The 15,701-nt window shown below is 74.5% G+C and carries 11 protein-coding genes and 1 tRNA gene; 5 read left to right on the forward strand and 7 right to left on the reverse strand.

The window, feature by feature from the left end; all coding sequences use genetic code 11:
• Positions 1-226: 226 nt before the first annotated feature.
• The 6 genes from ACWDRR_RS17700 to ACWDRR_RS17725 all read right to left on the reverse strand — a co-directional run bounded on the left by ACWDRR_RS17700 (position 227) and on the right by ACWDRR_RS17725 (position 7,343).
• Positions 227-1,591 carry an FAD-binding oxidoreductase gene (locus ACWDRR_RS17700; protein WP_449773093.1) on the reverse strand — a complete coding sequence of 455 codons (1,365 nt, stop codon included), beginning with the start codon at positions 1,589-1,591 and terminating at the stop codon, positions 227-229.
• Between the two features lie 335 nt (positions 1,592-1,926).
• Entirely contained in the window at positions 1,927-3,195 is a 1,269-nt protein-coding gene (locus ACWDRR_RS17705) for an MFS transporter (protein ID WP_449773094.1), read from the reverse strand.
• Positions 3,196-3,279: 84 nt separating this feature from the next.
• Complete coding sequence (locus ACWDRR_RS17710; RefSeq protein ID WP_449773095.1) at positions 3,280-4,125, reverse strand: MerR family transcriptional regulator; 846 nt, start codon at positions 4,123-4,125, stop codon at positions 3,280-3,282.
• Between the two features lie 77 nt (positions 4,126-4,202).
• Positions 4,203-5,312: a peptidoglycan-binding protein gene (locus ACWDRR_RS17715; protein ID WP_449773096.1), complete on the reverse strand. Its 1,110-nt coding sequence runs from the start codon at positions 5,310-5,312 to the stop codon at positions 4,203-4,205.
• A 185-nt stretch (positions 5,313-5,497) separates the two neighbouring features.
• Positions 5,498-5,585: transfer RNA gene (locus ACWDRR_RS17720), tRNA-Ser, on the reverse strand.
• Between the two features lie 60 nt (positions 5,586-5,645).
• Positions 5,646-7,343 carry a S1C family serine protease gene (locus ACWDRR_RS17725; RefSeq protein WP_449773097.1) on the reverse strand — a complete coding sequence of 566 codons (1,698 nt, stop codon included), beginning with the start codon at positions 7,341-7,343 and terminating at the stop codon, positions 5,646-5,648.
• 440 nt (positions 7,344-7,783) lie between these two features.
• On the opposite strand from ACWDRR_RS17725, the gene ACWDRR_RS17730 reads away from it, so the two are divergent.
• The 4 genes from ACWDRR_RS17730 to ACWDRR_RS17745 all read left to right on the forward strand — a co-directional run bounded on the left by ACWDRR_RS17730 (position 7,784) and on the right by ACWDRR_RS17745 (position 12,569).
• On the forward strand, positions 7,784-9,253 hold the full coding sequence (locus ACWDRR_RS17730) for a purine-cytosine permease family protein (RefSeq protein ID WP_449773098.1): 1,470 nt from the start codon (positions 7,784-7,786) through the stop codon (positions 9,251-9,253).
• A gap of 120 nt (positions 9,254-9,373) precedes the next feature.
• Positions 9,374-10,198: a glycerophosphodiester phosphodiesterase family protein gene (locus ACWDRR_RS17735; RefSeq protein WP_449773099.1), complete on the forward strand. Its 825-nt coding sequence runs from the start codon at positions 9,374-9,376 to the stop codon at positions 10,196-10,198.
• Positions 10,199-10,851: 653 nt separating this feature from the next.
• Positions 10,852-11,292 (forward strand): hypothetical protein, encoded by a 441-nt coding sequence (locus tag ACWDRR_RS17740; RefSeq protein WP_449773100.1) that lies wholly within the window; start codon positions 10,852-10,854, stop codon positions 11,290-11,292.
• 290 nt (positions 11,293-11,582) lie between these two features.
• On the forward strand, positions 11,583-12,569 hold the full coding sequence (locus ACWDRR_RS17745; RefSeq protein ID WP_449773101.1) for a DUF5926 family protein: 987 nt from the start codon (positions 11,583-11,585) through the stop codon (positions 12,567-12,569).
• Between the two features lie 340 nt (positions 12,570-12,909).
• On the opposite strand, the gene ACWDRR_RS17750 is transcribed toward ACWDRR_RS17745, so the two are convergent.
• Positions 12,910-13,548 (reverse strand): bifunctional DNA primase/polymerase, encoded by a 639-nt coding sequence (locus tag ACWDRR_RS17750; RefSeq protein ID WP_449773102.1) that lies wholly within the window; start codon positions 13,546-13,548, stop codon positions 12,910-12,912.
• A gap of 591 nt (positions 13,549-14,139) precedes the next feature.
• Here ACWDRR_RS17750 and ACWDRR_RS17755 point away from each other — a divergent pair.
• Complete coding sequence (locus ACWDRR_RS17755) at positions 14,140-15,642, forward strand: PP2C family protein-serine/threonine phosphatase (protein WP_449773103.1); 1,503 nt, start codon at positions 14,140-14,142, stop codon at positions 15,640-15,642.
• The last annotated feature ends 59 nt before the right edge of the window (positions 15,643-15,701 follow it).

The raw sequence follows: 15,701 nt of genomic DNA on the forward strand, positions 1-15,701 counted from the left end.
CGCCCGAACGGTGGCGGATGGAAGCACCATCGCGAGAGGCGTGCGGGGGGCACACGGACAACCGGGCGCACCACCCTGGCGCACGACCTCGGCGAACACGCCCCCCAAAGGGAGGGTCACCCTCCCTTGTCGATATATCCAGCCATTCTGCGACTATTCCAAAATCCTACTTAGTTCTTCGGAAAAGGGCAGCCGAAGGACGACGGAAGACGCGAAGAGCTGACAATCAGACCGCCTTGCCGGGATTGAGAATGCCCAGCGGATCGAAGACCGCCTTCAGCTGCTGCTGCAACTCCAGTGCCACCGGCCCCAGCTCGCGCGCCAGCCACTCCCGCTTCAGCAGCCCGACCCCGTGCTCCCCGGTGATGGTGCCGCCCAACTCCAGCCCCAGCGCCATGATCTCGTCGAAGGAGCGCTGCGCCCGGGCCGACTCCTCGGGGTCGTCGGCGTCGAAGATGACGATCGGATGGGTGTTGCCGTCCCCGGCATGGCTGACCACCCCGATGGTCAGCGCGTGGCGCTCGGCGATCGCGGCGACGCCGTTCAGCATCTCGGCCAGCCGCGAACGCGGCACCGCCACGTCGTCGATCATCGTCGTCCCCAGCCGGTCCATCGCGGGGAGGGCCAGCCGCCGTGCCTGCAGCAGCAGTTCGGACTCCGCCTGGTCCTCGGCCGGCACCACCTCGGTGGCACCCGCCGCCCGGCAGATCTCCCCCACCGCCGCCAGTTCGCCCGTCGGGTCCGGCCCGTCGAAGGCCACCAGCAGCAGCGCCTGCGTCGACTCCGGCAGCCCCATCTGCCCCAGCTCGTTGACCGCCCGCACACTGACCGCGTCCATCAGCTCCATCAGCGACGGCGTGAGCCCGCGCGCCATCACCTCGCAGACCGCGGCGCCCGCCGTGTCCGCGCTCGGGAACTCCGCCGCCAGCGCCAACTGCGGCGCCGGTGCGGGCCGCAGCGCCACCACCGCGCCGACCACCACGCCCAGCGTGCCCTCCGAGCCGACCATCAGGCGGGTCAGGTCGTAGCCGGCGACGCCCTTGGCCGTCCGGCGACCGGTGGACAGCAGCCGCCCGTCCGCCAGCACCACGTCGAGGCCGAGCACGTACTCGCTGGTGACGCCGTACTTGACGCAGCAGAGCCCGCCCGCGCCGGTGCCGATGTTGCCGCCGATGGTGCAGGACTCCCAGCTGGACGGGTCCGGCGGGTAGGCAAGGCCCAACTCTCCCGCTGCCCTGGACAGCTCCGCGTTCACCACACCCGGCTCGACCACCGCGATCCGGTTCACCGGGTCGATCTCCAGGATGCGGTTCATCTTCACCATCGACAGCACGATGCAGCCGTCGACGGCGTTGGCCGCACCGGAGAGCCCGGTCCGGGCACCCTGCGGCACCACCGGCACCCGCAGCTCGGTGGCGGTCCGCAGGATGTGCCGCACCTGCTCGACCGTCTCCGGGAAGACCACCACGGCGGGCGTGCCGGCCGCGCAGAAACCCGCCATGTCGTGGCTGTAGGCGGCCATCACATCCGGGTCCACCACCAGTGCCCCGGGCGGGAGACCCGGTGCCAGTCGGTCCGTCAGATCACTCATCGCCGCCTCCGATCGCCGCGCGGCGCGCGTCACCCGGGCCGTACGCCGCCCGGTCGTACGGCGTCGAGCCGTACGCCGTCCGGTCGCGTGGGATCGAGTCGAACGCCGCCCATCGCCCTCTGCTCGCACTCTGCCCCGCCACCGCACGACCGGCAAGTACGCCGCTCCGGCCCGCCCGTGTCCGGTTCCCGGCCCACGGAGGGGCGGCGGCGCCGGCCGACGGTCCTGCGACGGGGGCGCCGCCGGGTGGCCCGGCCCGGCCCGGCGGCGGAAGGCGACCGGGACGGGTGGGACCGGGACGGGGCGGGGCCCCGGGTGGGCGGCCCCCGTCCGGATCAGGCCCGGCGCAGCACGGTGGACGCCCAGGCGGCCAGCCCGGCCGCACCGGTGACGAGCGCGCAGAGCGACGTCGGCCAGCGGGCACCGGCCGCGTCGGCCAGGAGGCCGAGCAGTCCGGTCGACAGCACCAGGGCCGCGCTCTGCACCAGTGTCAACACGGCCTGGATCCGGGAGAGATGGGTCGCCGGTGCGCCGCCCAGCACCAGCGGTCCGAGGTGGCAGGCGAACAGCCCCGACCCGGCCCCCGCCAGCACGCCGCCGGCCGTCGCCGTGACCGGATCCGCCGCCCAGGCCAGCACCGCGATCCCCGCCGAGGCCGCGCAGAGCCCGGCCGCCGCCCCGACCCCGGCCCGGCGCAGCGCGCCCCGCCAGGAGACCAGACCCGCCACCGCGAGCACCCCGGCCCCCTGCCCGCCGGCCAACAGCCCGGCGGACCAGGCCCCCCAGCCGTGGGCCCGGGCGAGCAGCGGCGCGAGGAGCGAGACCACCGGCAGCAGCGCCCCCGCGGCGACGCCGGTGAGCAGCAGTGCGGCGCGCAGCAGTGGGTCCCGCAGCGCCAGCCGGACCCCGGCCGCCGCCTCGCGCAGCAGTCCGGGCCGGGCGGGGCCGCGCTCCGCTTCGCCGGAGCCGGCCGGTTGCAACCCCTCCGGCTCCGCCACCCGGACCCGCAGCAGCACCAACAGGAGCACCCCGAAGCTCGCCGCGTCCGCCAGCGCCACCCCCGGCAGCCCGCCCACCGCGACCAGGACGCCACCGAGCGGCGCCCCGAGCAGGGCCGCGACCTGCCCGCCGGCCTGCCGCAGCGCGAGGGCGCGCGGCAACTGCCCCGGGCCCACCAGGCGGCGCGGCATCGAGCCGCTCGCCGGGAGGTAGAACGCGTCGACGGTGCCGATCACCGCGGCCGCCGACAGGAGCAGCCAGAGCGGGGTGCCCCGGCCGCCCGAGACGGCCGCGAGGGCCAGGGTGACGGCCAGCATCACCGCGTCCCCGGCGAGCATCACCCGGCGGGCGCCGAACCGGTCCGCCACCGCACCGCCCAGCAGGACCAGGGCGGTGCGGGGCAGCGTGATCGCGGTCAGGACCAGGCCGGCCGCGCCCCCGCCGTGGGCGGCGGCCGCCCACCCCAGGGCGAGGTGGAGCGCGGCGTCCCCCAGCAGGCCGGCCTGGGTGCCGGCCAGCCAGAAGAGGTACGGGCCCGGGAGCGCGGCCGGCGCCGCGGCGACGGCGGTCCTACCGGCGGGCGTGGTCGTGGTGCTTGTTCCCATGCCCGCCGACCGTAGGACCCTCGACCAGGTCGAGGGCAAGGCCGATCCGACCGGGCCGCACCGGCCCGGCCCGGCGCCGGCCGGCTACGAGCGGACGACCGGCTCCTGGAACTCCGTCACCCAGTCCGCCGGCGCATCCGGGCACTCCAGGTACAGCTCCCGGGCGTACCCCGTGGAGCGGTAGCCGTTCTCGTCGATGAACCGGGCCAGCGTCTGGAAGGCACCCAGCGCGTCGTCCATCGACCCCCGGTGCACGATGGTCGCCGCCTCCGCGATCTCCGGCAGATCGACCACGTCGAAGCCGCGCTCCCCCGCCCCGGACCTCTCCACCCCGGACACCGCCGCCCCGACCGGGACCGCCACCCGGATCAGCACCGAGCCGTCCCCCTCAGGGGTGTCCTCGTACCGGGCCACGGAGGGGCCGGTCTCCGCCACCCCGGCCTCCGCCAGCCGACGGCAGAGCTCCTCGAACAGCGGGCCGATCACCGGCCCGATGTCCTCCGGCTGGTAACTGGCCGCGACCGCGGTCAGCTCCGCCACCCGGACCGACGGCACCCGCTTCACCACGACATCCTGCGCAGGCATGCTTCCCTCGCTCTCGATCGTCCGGAGCCTCGCCTCGACGCGGGTCAGCCGCTGCGCGTCCGCCGCCATCGCGGCGGCCAGCTCGGCCTGCCGCAGCCGCAGCATCCCGCGCAGCTCGGCCACGTCCACCCGCTCGTCCAGGACGGCCCGCACCTGCTGCAGGGTGAAGCCGAGGTCCTTGAGGGCGATGACGCGGTTGAGCCGGGCGAGCTGGGCGGCCTCGTAACAGCGGTAGCCGCTGACCGGGTCGACGCGGGCCGGGTGCAGCAGCCCGATCGCGTCGTAGTGGCGCAGCATCCGGACCGACACCCGGCCGTGCTTGGCGAAGTCTCCGATGTTGAACATGATGCCTCCAGTGCAGACCCTCACACCGTGTCATGGTCAAGCACCGGCACTCACGGCCGGGCGGGACTGCCGGCCCGTCAGTCCGTGACGTCGAACCCGCGCCGCTGCCCCAGCTCCCGCAGACTCCGCTGACCGGGGATGCCGTTGGCGTCCGAACCCCCATAGCCGAGGCTGCGCTGGAAGGCCGCGTAGGCCTGCACCGACCTGCTGCCGAGCGAGCCGTCCACCCAGCGCTGCTCCAGGAACCCCTCGTCGGCCAGCGCCTGTTCGACGATCCGGACCTCACCGCCGTAGCTCTGGTGGCCCTGCTCGGCGCCCGGGTCCGTCCGGGCCGCCGTGACGATGTGGGCCAGCGAGACCCGGCGCGGCGAGGGCAGGTGACCGAGCAGCCGGCGCAGCGAGTCCTCGCCCGGGACACCGTCCGCGGCACTGCCCGAATAACCCAGACCGCGCTGGTAGTCCTGGTAGTTGAGGGTGTCGGCGTCCCGCCAGTCCTCGTCCGGACCGGCCGTGTAGTGCGAGCCGTGCCCGGCCGCCACCAGCGCCTCGCCCACCTCGCGGACCTGCGGCCCGTGCGCGCCGTAACCGTACTCCAGCCCGTTGATCGTCACCCGGTAACGGGCCGGCCCGGCGTCCGACCGCGGTGGGGGCAGCGGGCCGCCGCCACCACCTGCGGCGATGCCGGGCAGGACGACGTCGTAGAACTGCCGCACCCGGGCGTCCCCGGGGCAGGCGGTGCCGCCGTCCGACCACTCCGGGAACAGCCGGTGGAAGCCGAACCCCGGGTCGTCCGCGGAGCGGCAGACCCGCGCCGGGATCCCGTGCTGCCGGTGCAGCCAGACGCCGAGCGCGATCAGCGCGGCGAGCTGCGCGGCCGTCCACGGGTCGGTGTTCTGGTCGTCGCTCGCCGACTCGACGCTCACCGCCCCCGTGCCGTCCGCCCTCCGGTTGGCCCCCATGTTGGCGTCCGCCCGGGTCTCGGTGCCGATGAACTGGCCGACGCTGCCGTCGTAGCCGACCCCGAAGTGCGACTCCAGATTGGTCGAGTCCCGCCAGTACTCGTAGATGCGGCGCGGCGTCCACGGCGCCGCGATGCTGTGGAAGATCACCTGCGTCGGCACGATCGCCGGCTGCTCGTCCGACTCGGGCTGAAGCTCCAGCTTCTCAGCGCCGGGGTACCAGGCCATCCGTCTCTCCTCGCCGGGCCCAGGGCAGTCCGCCCCTTACCTCCGACGAACGAGCCCCCTCAGCCCCTCACGAGGACGCCCCCGCCCCAAACCCCCCGTTCAGGTGAACCCCACCCCGGACAACGCGAAGGGCGGGTGCCGACTCGACGTCGACACCCGCCCTGAGCAGGTGGTTCTCCTACCAGCGGAGAGCGTGGGATTCGAACCCACGGTACGGGGTCACCGCACGACAGTTTTCAAGACTGTTCCCTTAGGCCGCTCGGGCAGCTCTCCAGGCGGAGGTCAGCCTAACGGGTCCGGCGGGGTTCGGTGCACCTGGTTTCGGAGTGGGGGTCAGTCGCCGACGCGCTCCGCGAGGGTGACCTTGGTGGTGAGGGTCTGGCCGTTGCGGGTGTACTCGACATCGACGGTCTCTCCGGGCTTGTGCGTCCAGATCTTGCTGACCAGGGCCGGGCCGTTCTCGATCGGGCTGCCGCCGAGCTTGGTGATGACGTCGCCGGGCTTGAGGCCCGCCTTGTCGGCGGCGCCGCCGGGGGTGACGGCCGGGGTGCCCTGGATGTCGCGGGTCTGGATCTGGGCGCCGTCGCCCTTGTAATCATCGTTGCGCAGGACGTCCAGCTTGGCGTAGACCGGCTTGCCGGTCTTGATCAGCGTCTCGGCGACCCACTTGGCCTGGTTGATCGGGATGGCGAAGCCGAGGCCGATGCTGCCGGCCCGGCCGGTGCTGGAAGTGTTGGACTGGATCGCCGAGTTGATGCCCATCACCGCGCCGCTGGCGTCCAGCAGCGGGCCGCCGGAGTTGCCGGGGTTGATGGAGGCGTCGGTCTGCAGGGCGTTCATGTACGAGGACTGCGCGCCGGTCTCGTCGCCGGAGGCGACCGGGCGGTCCTTGGCACTGATGATGCCGGTGGTGACGGTGGACTCCAGGCCGTACGGCGCGCCGATGGCGATCGTGGAGTCGCCGACGTTGACCTTGTCGGAGTCGGCCAGCGGAAGCGGCGTCAGCTTGTCCTTGGGCGGGTTGTCGAGCTTCACCACCGCCACGTCGTAGCCCTCGGCGCGGCCGAGCACCGAGGCGTTGTAGGAGCTGCCGTCGGCGAACTTGACGGTCAGTTTGCCGCCGTTGGAGGCGGGCGCGACGACGTGGTTGTTGGTGAGGATGTGGCCCTCGGTGTCGAAGACGAAGCCGGTACCGGTGCCGGACTCGCCGTTGCCCTGCGCCTTGATGGTGACGACGCTGGGCAGCGCCTTCTGCGCGATGCCGGCGACGGAGCCGGGGGCGGGCTCGTTCTTCTGGGTGTTGTTGGCCTGGACGGTGGTGCTCTTGTGGTCGTCCGAGGCGACGATGCCGCCGCCGTTGCGGTCCGCGACGGTGACGCCGAGCGCGCCGCCGGCCACACCGGCGACCAGGGCGACGGCGGCGATCAGCGCGATCAGACCGCCGCGCTTCTTGCGCGGGCCGCCGGGCTCGGGGGCGCCGGGGTACTCGGCCGGGTAGCCGAGCGGGCCGCCGGGGTAGCCCGGGCCGCCGGGCGCACCGGGCCCGCCGGGCGGGGCGTCGTGGGCGCCCCAGCCGCCGAGCGGCTGGCCGGCGCCGAACGGGTGGTGCGGCGCGGGCGCGGCCGGAGCGGCCGGGGCGCCGTACGGGTCGTGGGCCGCCGCCGCGACCGGGGTGCCCGGGGTGGCGTACGGGTTGGTGACCGGCGCGGGGGCCGGGGTTGCCGGGGCCGCGGGGGTCACCGGGGCGGCGGGCACCGCCGGTGCGGGCGGCAGGACCGGCGGAGGCGCGTCGATGTACCCGGCCTCGGTCGCGCTCGGCGCGGGAGCCGCGACCGGCTCGGCCGGGGCGGCGGGTGCCGGCTCCGGGGCGCTGACCTTGCTGAACGCCAGCGTCGGCGTGAACCCGCCGGACGCCGGCGCGGCCGGGGCGGCGGGCGCCGGACCGTCATGAGCGGGACCCACTACCCCCTGGCCGTCGGAGGGCTGCTCCCCCTGTGGCCCGGTGGGCCCAACCTCGCGCTCGGTGCTCACGGACGACCTCCATAGCTGACAGGACCAACAACCATAGTTTTTCGCACACTCGATTCGATTGCCGTAAGGACCCCTCTGAAGAACTCATAAGAATCCTTAGCCCGGCCCGACAACCGGACCGCCAACCGGCCCGCCGACGGCCCCGTCCGGTGCCCCGGACCCGACCCGGACCCGCCCCCGACGCCCCGCGCGGGGCACCCGCGGGACGCGTCACGCGCCCACCCCGCGGCGTCCCGCGATGCGGACCGCCGGATGCCTGGCCTTGGCGTTCACCCCCGCGCCGGTTAGCCTGTCGCGACAAACTGACACGCGGGAGCTTGGACCCACCAGGCTGAGAGTGCGCCGGTCGACCGTACGCCACGGCATCCGTGGACGGACCGTCGAGGGGGCGCAGACCGCCGGAACCTGTCCGGGTAATGCCGGCGTAGGGAGTATCGGCCATGCCGCCTGCTTCGCCATCCTCTTCTTCGGGCGCCCCCGCGTCCAAGGGTTTCCCCGAGTCGTCCACGACCGTTCCTTCCGACGCCGCCGACGGCGCGCCCGGTTCCACGGGTGCCGCCACCGCCGTGCTGGACCGTCCGGAGCGGGCCGACCGGGTCGAGGCCCCGCTCGTCCTGGACACCGAGCCGCCGCGCACGCTCCGCTTCCGGGACCACTTCGCGCTCTGGATGAACCTCGGCGTCAGCCTGATCGGCTTCACCACCGCGGCCACCGTGCTCGGCGCGCCGGGCAGCGAGCTGTCGCTGGCCGCCGCCATCACCGCGATCGTGGCCGGCACCGTGGTCGGCACCGCGATGCTCGGCGTGGCCGCGCTGATCGGGGCCCGGACCGGCGCGCCGGCGATGGCGAACCTGCGCGGGCTGTTCGGCACGAAGCTCTCCTACGTGCCGACGGTGCTGAACATCGTCCAGTGCATCGGCTGGGGCGTGTACGAGCTGCTGGTCATCGCGATGGGCGCGCAGACGGTGGCGCACACCGAGGGCTACCGCTGGGTCTTCGTCGTGCTGGCGGGCGCGGTGACCACCGCGCTGACCATCTGGCCGCTCGGCGCGATCGCGGTGCTGCGTCGCTTCGTGGCCGCGGCGGTCGCGGTGGCGATGGTGTACTTCACCGTCCAGCTGGGCCGGGGCGGCGTGTCCGACCCGGGCGCGGGCAACTGGCACGGCTTCCTCAAGGCCACCGACGCGATGATCGCGGTGTCGATCTCCTTCGTCCCGCTGGCCGCCGACTACACCCGGCACTCGCGCACCGCCCGCTCCGCCTTCTGGGGCAGCTTCTCCGGCTACACGGTCGCCCAGGTCTGGTGCTACGTGCTCGGCCTGTTCGCGCTGCTGCAGGCCGACGGCGACGCCACCCGGATCTTCGACTCCTTCCTGGGCGTCTGGGCCGGCTGGTTCTTCCTGCTGGTGCTGGTGCTGCGCGAGACCGACCAGTCCTTCGCCAACGTGTACTCGACCGCGATGTCGATCCAGAACCTGCTCCCGAAGGTGGACCGCCGGGTGCTGACCGGCGGCACCGGCCTGCTGATCACCGTGCTGGCGCTGCAGATCACCGAGTTCACCGACTCCTACTACGCCTTCCTCGGCCTGATCGGCTCGGTGTTCGTGCCGATGTTCGCGGTGCTGGCGGTCGACTACTTCCTCGGCGCCGGCCGGCGCGGCTGGAACCTCGCCGCCGACGCGCCGTCCCGCTGGCTGATGCTGCTGCCCTGGGCGCTCGGCTTCGCGGTCTACCAGCTGATCGCGCCGACCGCGATCGCCGGCTGGTGGACGGACTTCTGGACGTCGGTGCAGGAGGCGCTGCACTTCACGCCCCAGGAGTGGACCTCGGCGTCGCTGTTCGGCTTCCTGGTGCCGGCCCTGGCCACCTGGGCGCTCACCCCGCTCACCCGCCGCACCACGGCGGCCTGACCGACCCGGACCGGCCTGACCGGCCTGACCGGTCCGGCACCCGGCACCGCAGCGAAGACGGCCCCGCAGGTTGGGGCCGTCTTCGCCTGCGTGTCACTTCCGCCGCCTATCGTGGACGGCGTGACCAGCCCAGACCTCTCCCCGGCGGCGGCGCGCACCGCGCCGCCCGTCCAGGTGATCGCCCACCGCGGTTCCTCGCACGCCCTGCCCGAGCACACGCTCGCCGCCTACCGCCGGGCGCTCGACGAGGGCGCGGACGCGGTCGAGTGCGACGTCCGGGTGACGGCCGACGGGCACCTGGTCTGCGTGCACGACCGCCGGATCGGCCGGGTCTCGGACGGCCGCGGCACGGTCTCCGCGATGACGCTGGCCCAGCTGGAGGCGCACGACTTCGGCGCCTGGAAGACGGGCGAGCCGAGCGCCGACCCGGACCTGCGCGGCGTCCTGCGGCTGGAGAGCCTGCTGGAGCTGGTCGCCGACTGCGGGCGACCGGTGGATCTGGCGATCGAGACCAAGCACCCGGTCCGCTTCCGGGGCCGGGTGGAGGCCGAGCTGCTGCGGATGCTCGACCGGTTCAAGATCGGCGGCACGCCGGAGGGCGACCGCCCGCAGGCCCGGATCATGAGCTTCTCGTCGCTGGCACTGACCAGGGTGGCCGCCGCCGCACCGGAGTACCCGCGGGTGTTCCTGTTCGAGCGGACGCTGCCCCTGCAGGGCCGGCTGCGCCCGGGCGCCTCGCTGCCGGGCGGGGCCCGCATCGCCGGTCCGGGCATCGATCTGGTGCGGGCCAGGCCCCGGCTGGTGACACGGCTGCGGGAGCTCGGCCACCAGGTGCACGTCTGGACCGTGGACGAGCCGGCCGATGTCGCGCTCTGCCTGGAGCTCGGGGTCTCGGGGATCATCACCAACCGCCCGGCGGAGGTCCTGGCCCAGCTCGGCCGGTGAGCCGGGCCGCCCCTGCGGGCGCTCCGCGCTCCCGGGCCCACGGGTTTCCGGGCACCGTGTTCGGACCCCGTGCCCGAGCACGATTTCCGAACACCAGGTGTTCCTCGGCAGGCGCCATTGCGCGGCGGCAGGCACTGTCGAGTCCCATCAGTCCCACCGGACTTTTCGTACCCCGTGAAGCCCGGTGACCACTCGCCTCGCTTCGGCCCTGTCCGACACTTCAGGCCCGTCGGTCGACGATCGCTTTGGTAGGGACTCAAACCTTCCCCGTCGTTTCCTGTCGGAGATTATGCGTTCTCACGACAGAGGGTGAGCGCGGAATCACCTGCCGCGCACCGTGTGTCGCTCGGCTTGAAATGTCCGCGCGGGATCGCCGTACGGTCGTTTCCGACGCATTACCAAGGGGCATCCATCCCTCGGCATACGCTGAAGGAGGTCCGGGGGTGGCGTTGATGGTGGCGCGTGAAGTGCCGACTTCATCGACCATGGCAGTGCCGCACGGCCCAGCGAGTGTCGGGGTCGCACGGCGCCGACTGCGTCGAGATCTGGGAGACCGGCAGATACCCGAACCGGTCATTGATGATGCTGTTCTGATCCTTTCCGAACTGCTGAGTAATGCATGTCGTTACGCGCGGCCGCTCGGCCCGCTGCCGGTGCTCGGTCGCAGCGCCCGGGCGGAGATCGTCGACCCGGTACTCGTCGGCGTCCCGTCGGGGCCGTCCGAACCGGTGCGGGCGCCCGGCGCCGCCGCGTCGAGCGGATCCCCGGCCCACCCCGAGGGGCCGGGCCAGGGGCAGACCGCGGCCCAGGCCCGGCCGGACGACGGCGAGGGCGACGGCGGCGTCCTGGTTCGCTGGCAGATGCACGCGGACGGGGTCCTCACCCTGGAGGTGACCGACGGCGGTGCCCAGACCCGGCCGTCCCCCGCCAGCCCGTCGCTGACCTCGCGCGGCGGCCGCGGACTGAGCATCGTCGACCAGCTGGCCAGCGACTGGGGCGTGCGCGACGCGCCCGGCGAGGTCACGGTCTGGGCCGCTCTGCCCGCCCGGGCCCGACACGCCAGGCGCACCGGCGGTGATGCCCGCAGCGCCTGACCGCCGTCCGAACGACCCCTCGCGACCCCGCACGGTGCCCCGGCCGACCGGAGGCACCCGGCACCGCCCGACCCCGTACGGCGGCCCCGTACGGCGGGTCCGTAAGGCGGCCCCGTACGGGCCCCGCGCGCCCGGCCACCGCCCCGGCGACGCGGCCCGGCGGCACCCGGTCCGGCACCGCCGCGAAAGCCTCCGCGGGGCGCTCCCCGCCCCGGCGCGTGCCCACGCGCCGGGGGAACGTCAGTAGGCTGCCCGGAGCACACCGAAACCGCCACCGGGAGAGCCGCACCATGGGCAAGAAGGCCGCCAAGAAGGCGCCGCAGCGCAGCCAGTCCACCACCGCCGTCACGGGTGAGATCCCCGTGGTCGGAGCCCGCGAAGACTGCCCGTGCGGTTCGGGCCGCCGGTACAAGGCGTGCCACGGCCGGGAGGCCTCGCACGCCGTGCAGGAGCTGGTGCACCGCCCGTTCGAGGGTCTGCCCGGCGAGGCCGACTGGGTGGCGCTGCGCGAGCTGGTCCCGGCCGCGACGGTGCCGCTGACGCTGGCCGCCGGGGTGGCCGAGAGCGCCAACGGCGACGTCCCGTCGGTGACGCTGGCCACCGTGCTGCCGCTGGCCTGGCCGGCGCTGCGCCGCCAGGACGGCTCGATCCTGCTCGGCCTGCAGACCCAGTCCGCCTCCGGCGACCTGAGCCGCGACCTGGCGGACGCCCTGGAGCTGGCGCTGGCCGCCGAGCCGGGTTCGCCCGTCCCCGCCCGCCGGACCGTCCCGGGCGGCCGCCGCCTGCAGGACCTGCTGGACGCCTCGGCCGCGTTCACGCCCGCCGTGCACACCGGCTTCGAGTTCTGGCTGGAGGACGCCGAGACCGCCACCGGCGAGGTGGCCGCCTCCCTGGAGCGCGCCAACGCCTCGGCGATCCCGACCGAGAAGCTGGCCGGCGTGGACTCCGCGTACTGGTGCGGCACCCCGGACAAGAACCACCTGCGCTGGGTGATGACCGTGCCGGAGGAGCAGCTGCTGGACGCGCTGGCCCGGCTCACCGCCGCCGACCGGTCCTCGCTCGGCCCGGACACCCGCCTGGTCGGTTCCTTCCGCGCGCACGGCCTCACCGTCCCGGTCTGGGACCTGCCGCTCGCCATGACCGCGACCGACTGCGAGAAGCCGGCGGCCGAGTTCGCCGAGCGGCTCGCCGCGACGCTGGCCGACCCCGCGCCGCTGACCGGCGAGGAGCGTCGGGCCCGGGCCAACCTGGTGAACCGTCAGGTCACCTTGAACTAAAGGGGACTCGGATCCGGGTGATACGCGTCACATTGTCCGCCGGTACCGCAATTTCCGGGCGGGCAGGGCCTCTTGGAAATTGGCGCGGGCGCGGATCCTTGTTACTGTCTAAAGAGTCCGGTCGCTGGTGCATCCCCCGTCGCCAGCGGCCGGATCTTTTGTTTTTCCGGCCCGGCCGGTGAACCGTGCCCGATCAGTACGCCGACCAGCGCCGCCGACCACGGCCGGCCCGGGCCCCGGCGAGGTCGGGGGCACGGACCGGACCGCCGACGGGAGCACGGACCGAACCGCCGGCAGGACCGCGGACCGGACCGCCGGCGGGAGCCCGCCGAAGCGCCGGTCAGTACGCCGAGCGCCCGCTGTCCAGTTGGACCGTCGCCTCGACCAACTCCCCCAGCAGCGGCCCGACCTCGGGCAGCCACACGCCGCCGTCCGCCGCCGGACGCGGCGGCAGCACCCAGCGCACCCCGCCCCCCAACCCGCCGCCGGGCGGCAGCGGCAGGAAGCCGCCCGACCCGTGGTACCGCAACGAGCCCGGCACCCAAGGCAGTTGGGCGAGCATCTCGCCGAGCGCGTCCAGCGAGTACGGGGCCACCAGCATCGCGTACCGGCCGGGCATCGACAGGACCGGGCCGAGCGGCAGCCGCAGCGCGGCGAGGTAGGCCAGCGCCCGGGCACCGGCGGCCGCGGGCAGGCTGACCGCCGAGAGCGTCCCGCCGGTCGCCGCGAGCACCGGCGCGTCCGGGCTCTGCCGCTCCCACCACCAGCGGACCATCCGGGCGTCGGTGGTGGCCGCCAGCAGCGGCGGATCGTGCGGGTGGGCGCCGGGCACGGAGCAGTCCTCGTCGCCGCACGAACAGCGGCCGCCGCGCAGCAGCGTGCCGGGGACCACCGGCCAGCGGTGGTCGACGGCGGCGGCCAGGGCGGCCGCCAGCCGGGTGGAACGTGCTGCCGACCAGCTCCTCGAGTTCTCGCGCATGGCGCTCGTTCCTTTCCGTGACCGCTCGGGTCGCTCCGGCCCCGCCGGCCCACATCGGGGAACGCCGCACCGGCCCGAACCGGGCCGGCGGGCTTGGCGAACGGCGTGGCGGGGGTGGAGCACGGTGTGGAGCACGACATGAAAGAGCCGCGATCAGAACAGCCCTTGGAACGAGAATCCCGTATGCGACCGGATGGACGCCGCCCGGGCGCGGTTGGTTCCACCGTACGAGTGAGTGACTTCCGGCCGACCCGGCCGACGGGCGGCGAAAGCATACGATCCGGACGCCCGCGGGAGCCGTCCTGACCGTTCTGCCCGTTCTCGGCCGCTCCATGCCCACGGGGCCGGCCGGGGCGCGCACGAACGGAACGGGCCCCGGGCCGGGCCCGCGCAGGACGTGGAACCGGCCACCCGCGTCGTCATGGATCTGGACATGCCCCGAATGGCCTGTGTAGAAGTGGTGGCATTGCTGTCGATCAATGACGAGTAGTAGCGAATCGAGGCGAAACACGCCCTTTTGGCCGTGCTCGCTCCAATCGGCCGTACCTGGGGGTTCCGCATGACACGTACCACCGCGTCAGGAGTGGCGGCATGACCGAGTCCCACCCACCGTCGACATCCTCCGAGCCGGGCGACCCCCGTCGCCCCCGCGGGCTCTCGGTGCTCGACCACCCGGGCTTCCCCGCACCCCCCGCCGGACCGGCCGGGCAGCAGGTCTGCCCCGCCGACGAGCCCCGGGCCGCCGACGGGCCGCCGGCCGCCACCGAGCCGGCCGGCGCCCCGGAGGCCCGCACCGCACCCCCGGCCGGCGTGCAGGACCGTTTGGCCGGACGGCTGTCCGATTTCACCAGCCTCCACGAGCACACCGAGCGGCTCGCCCGCGCCCGCGGCCTGACGGCCACCCTGGAGGCCGTACTGGCCTCCGGCGCCGCGCTGCTCGGCGCCCGCCGCGCCCTGCTGGTCACCGTGCTGCCCGGCGGCGGGCACAGCCAGCCGATCGGGTACGGCCTCGACCGCGCCAGCCTCGGCGCGCTGGAGACGGTCCCCACGGAGCAGAGCCCGGTCGCCCGACTGCTGCGCGAGCACGACCGGCCCGCCCGGCTGGAGTCGCACGACCTCGCCGACGACCCCGCGATCGGCGCCCGGCTGCGCGAACTCGCCGCCCACCTCGGCCTCGGCGGCTGCCACGGCCTGCCGCTCGCCACCGAGGAGGACGGCCCGCTGGCCGCCGTCCTCTGGTTCTACGACGAGCCCGCCGAGCCCACCGAGCGCCAGCGCGAGCTGGTCCGCCGGTACTGCGACGTCGCCGCTCCGCTGCTGGCCAAGCAACTGGACGCGGAGCAGGTCCGGCGCACCACCGAGGCGCTGCGCCGCGGCCTGCTCCCGGACCGCCTCCCGCAGCCCGCCGGCCTGCGGCTGGCCGCCCGGCTCGTCCCGGCCGGGCTGGACCGCTCGGTCGGCAGCGACTGGTACGACGCCATCCCGCTGCCCGACGGCACCGTCGGCCTGACGGTGGGCAGCGTCTCCGGCGACGGCCCGGGCGCCGGCCCCTGCTCCGCCCCGGGCGCGGCGGCCGCGATGGGCCGGGTCCGGGCCGCGCTGCGGGCCTACGCCGTACTGGAGGGCGAGGACCCGGTCTCCGTCCTGGGGGACCTCGAACTGCTGCTCAAGACCACCGAGCCGGCCCGCAGCGCCACCGCCCTCTACGCCTGGATCGAACCCGAGGAGCGCAGGATCACCCTGGCCGGGGCCGGGCACTGCCCGCCGGTGCTGGTCACCCGGCAGGGCGCCGAGTTCGTGGAGACCTCGCTCTCCGCGCCGCTCGGCATGCTCTCCTGCTGGGAGGCGCCGGGCGTCGAGCTGACCGCCGGGCGCGGCGACACCCTGGTGCTCTACACCGAGGGCCTGGCCCGCCGCTGCGGCCCGACCCTGCACGCCGGGCAGGCCAACCTGCGCCGGGCCGCCGCCGACGCCCCGCGCGACGTGCGGATCGACCCGGACCGGCTCTGCGCCCACCTGCTGGCCGTCTGCGCGGACCGGGACACCGGGCCCGCCACCGATGACCTGATGCTGCTGGCCGCGCGCTTCGAGTAGCCCGCGGCGCCCGCGGCGGCGGCCCCGCGGCGGTACCTCCCCGGCCGAAGGCCGCCGGA

It is taken from the genome of Kitasatospora sp. NPDC003701, from assembly GCF_053587085.1.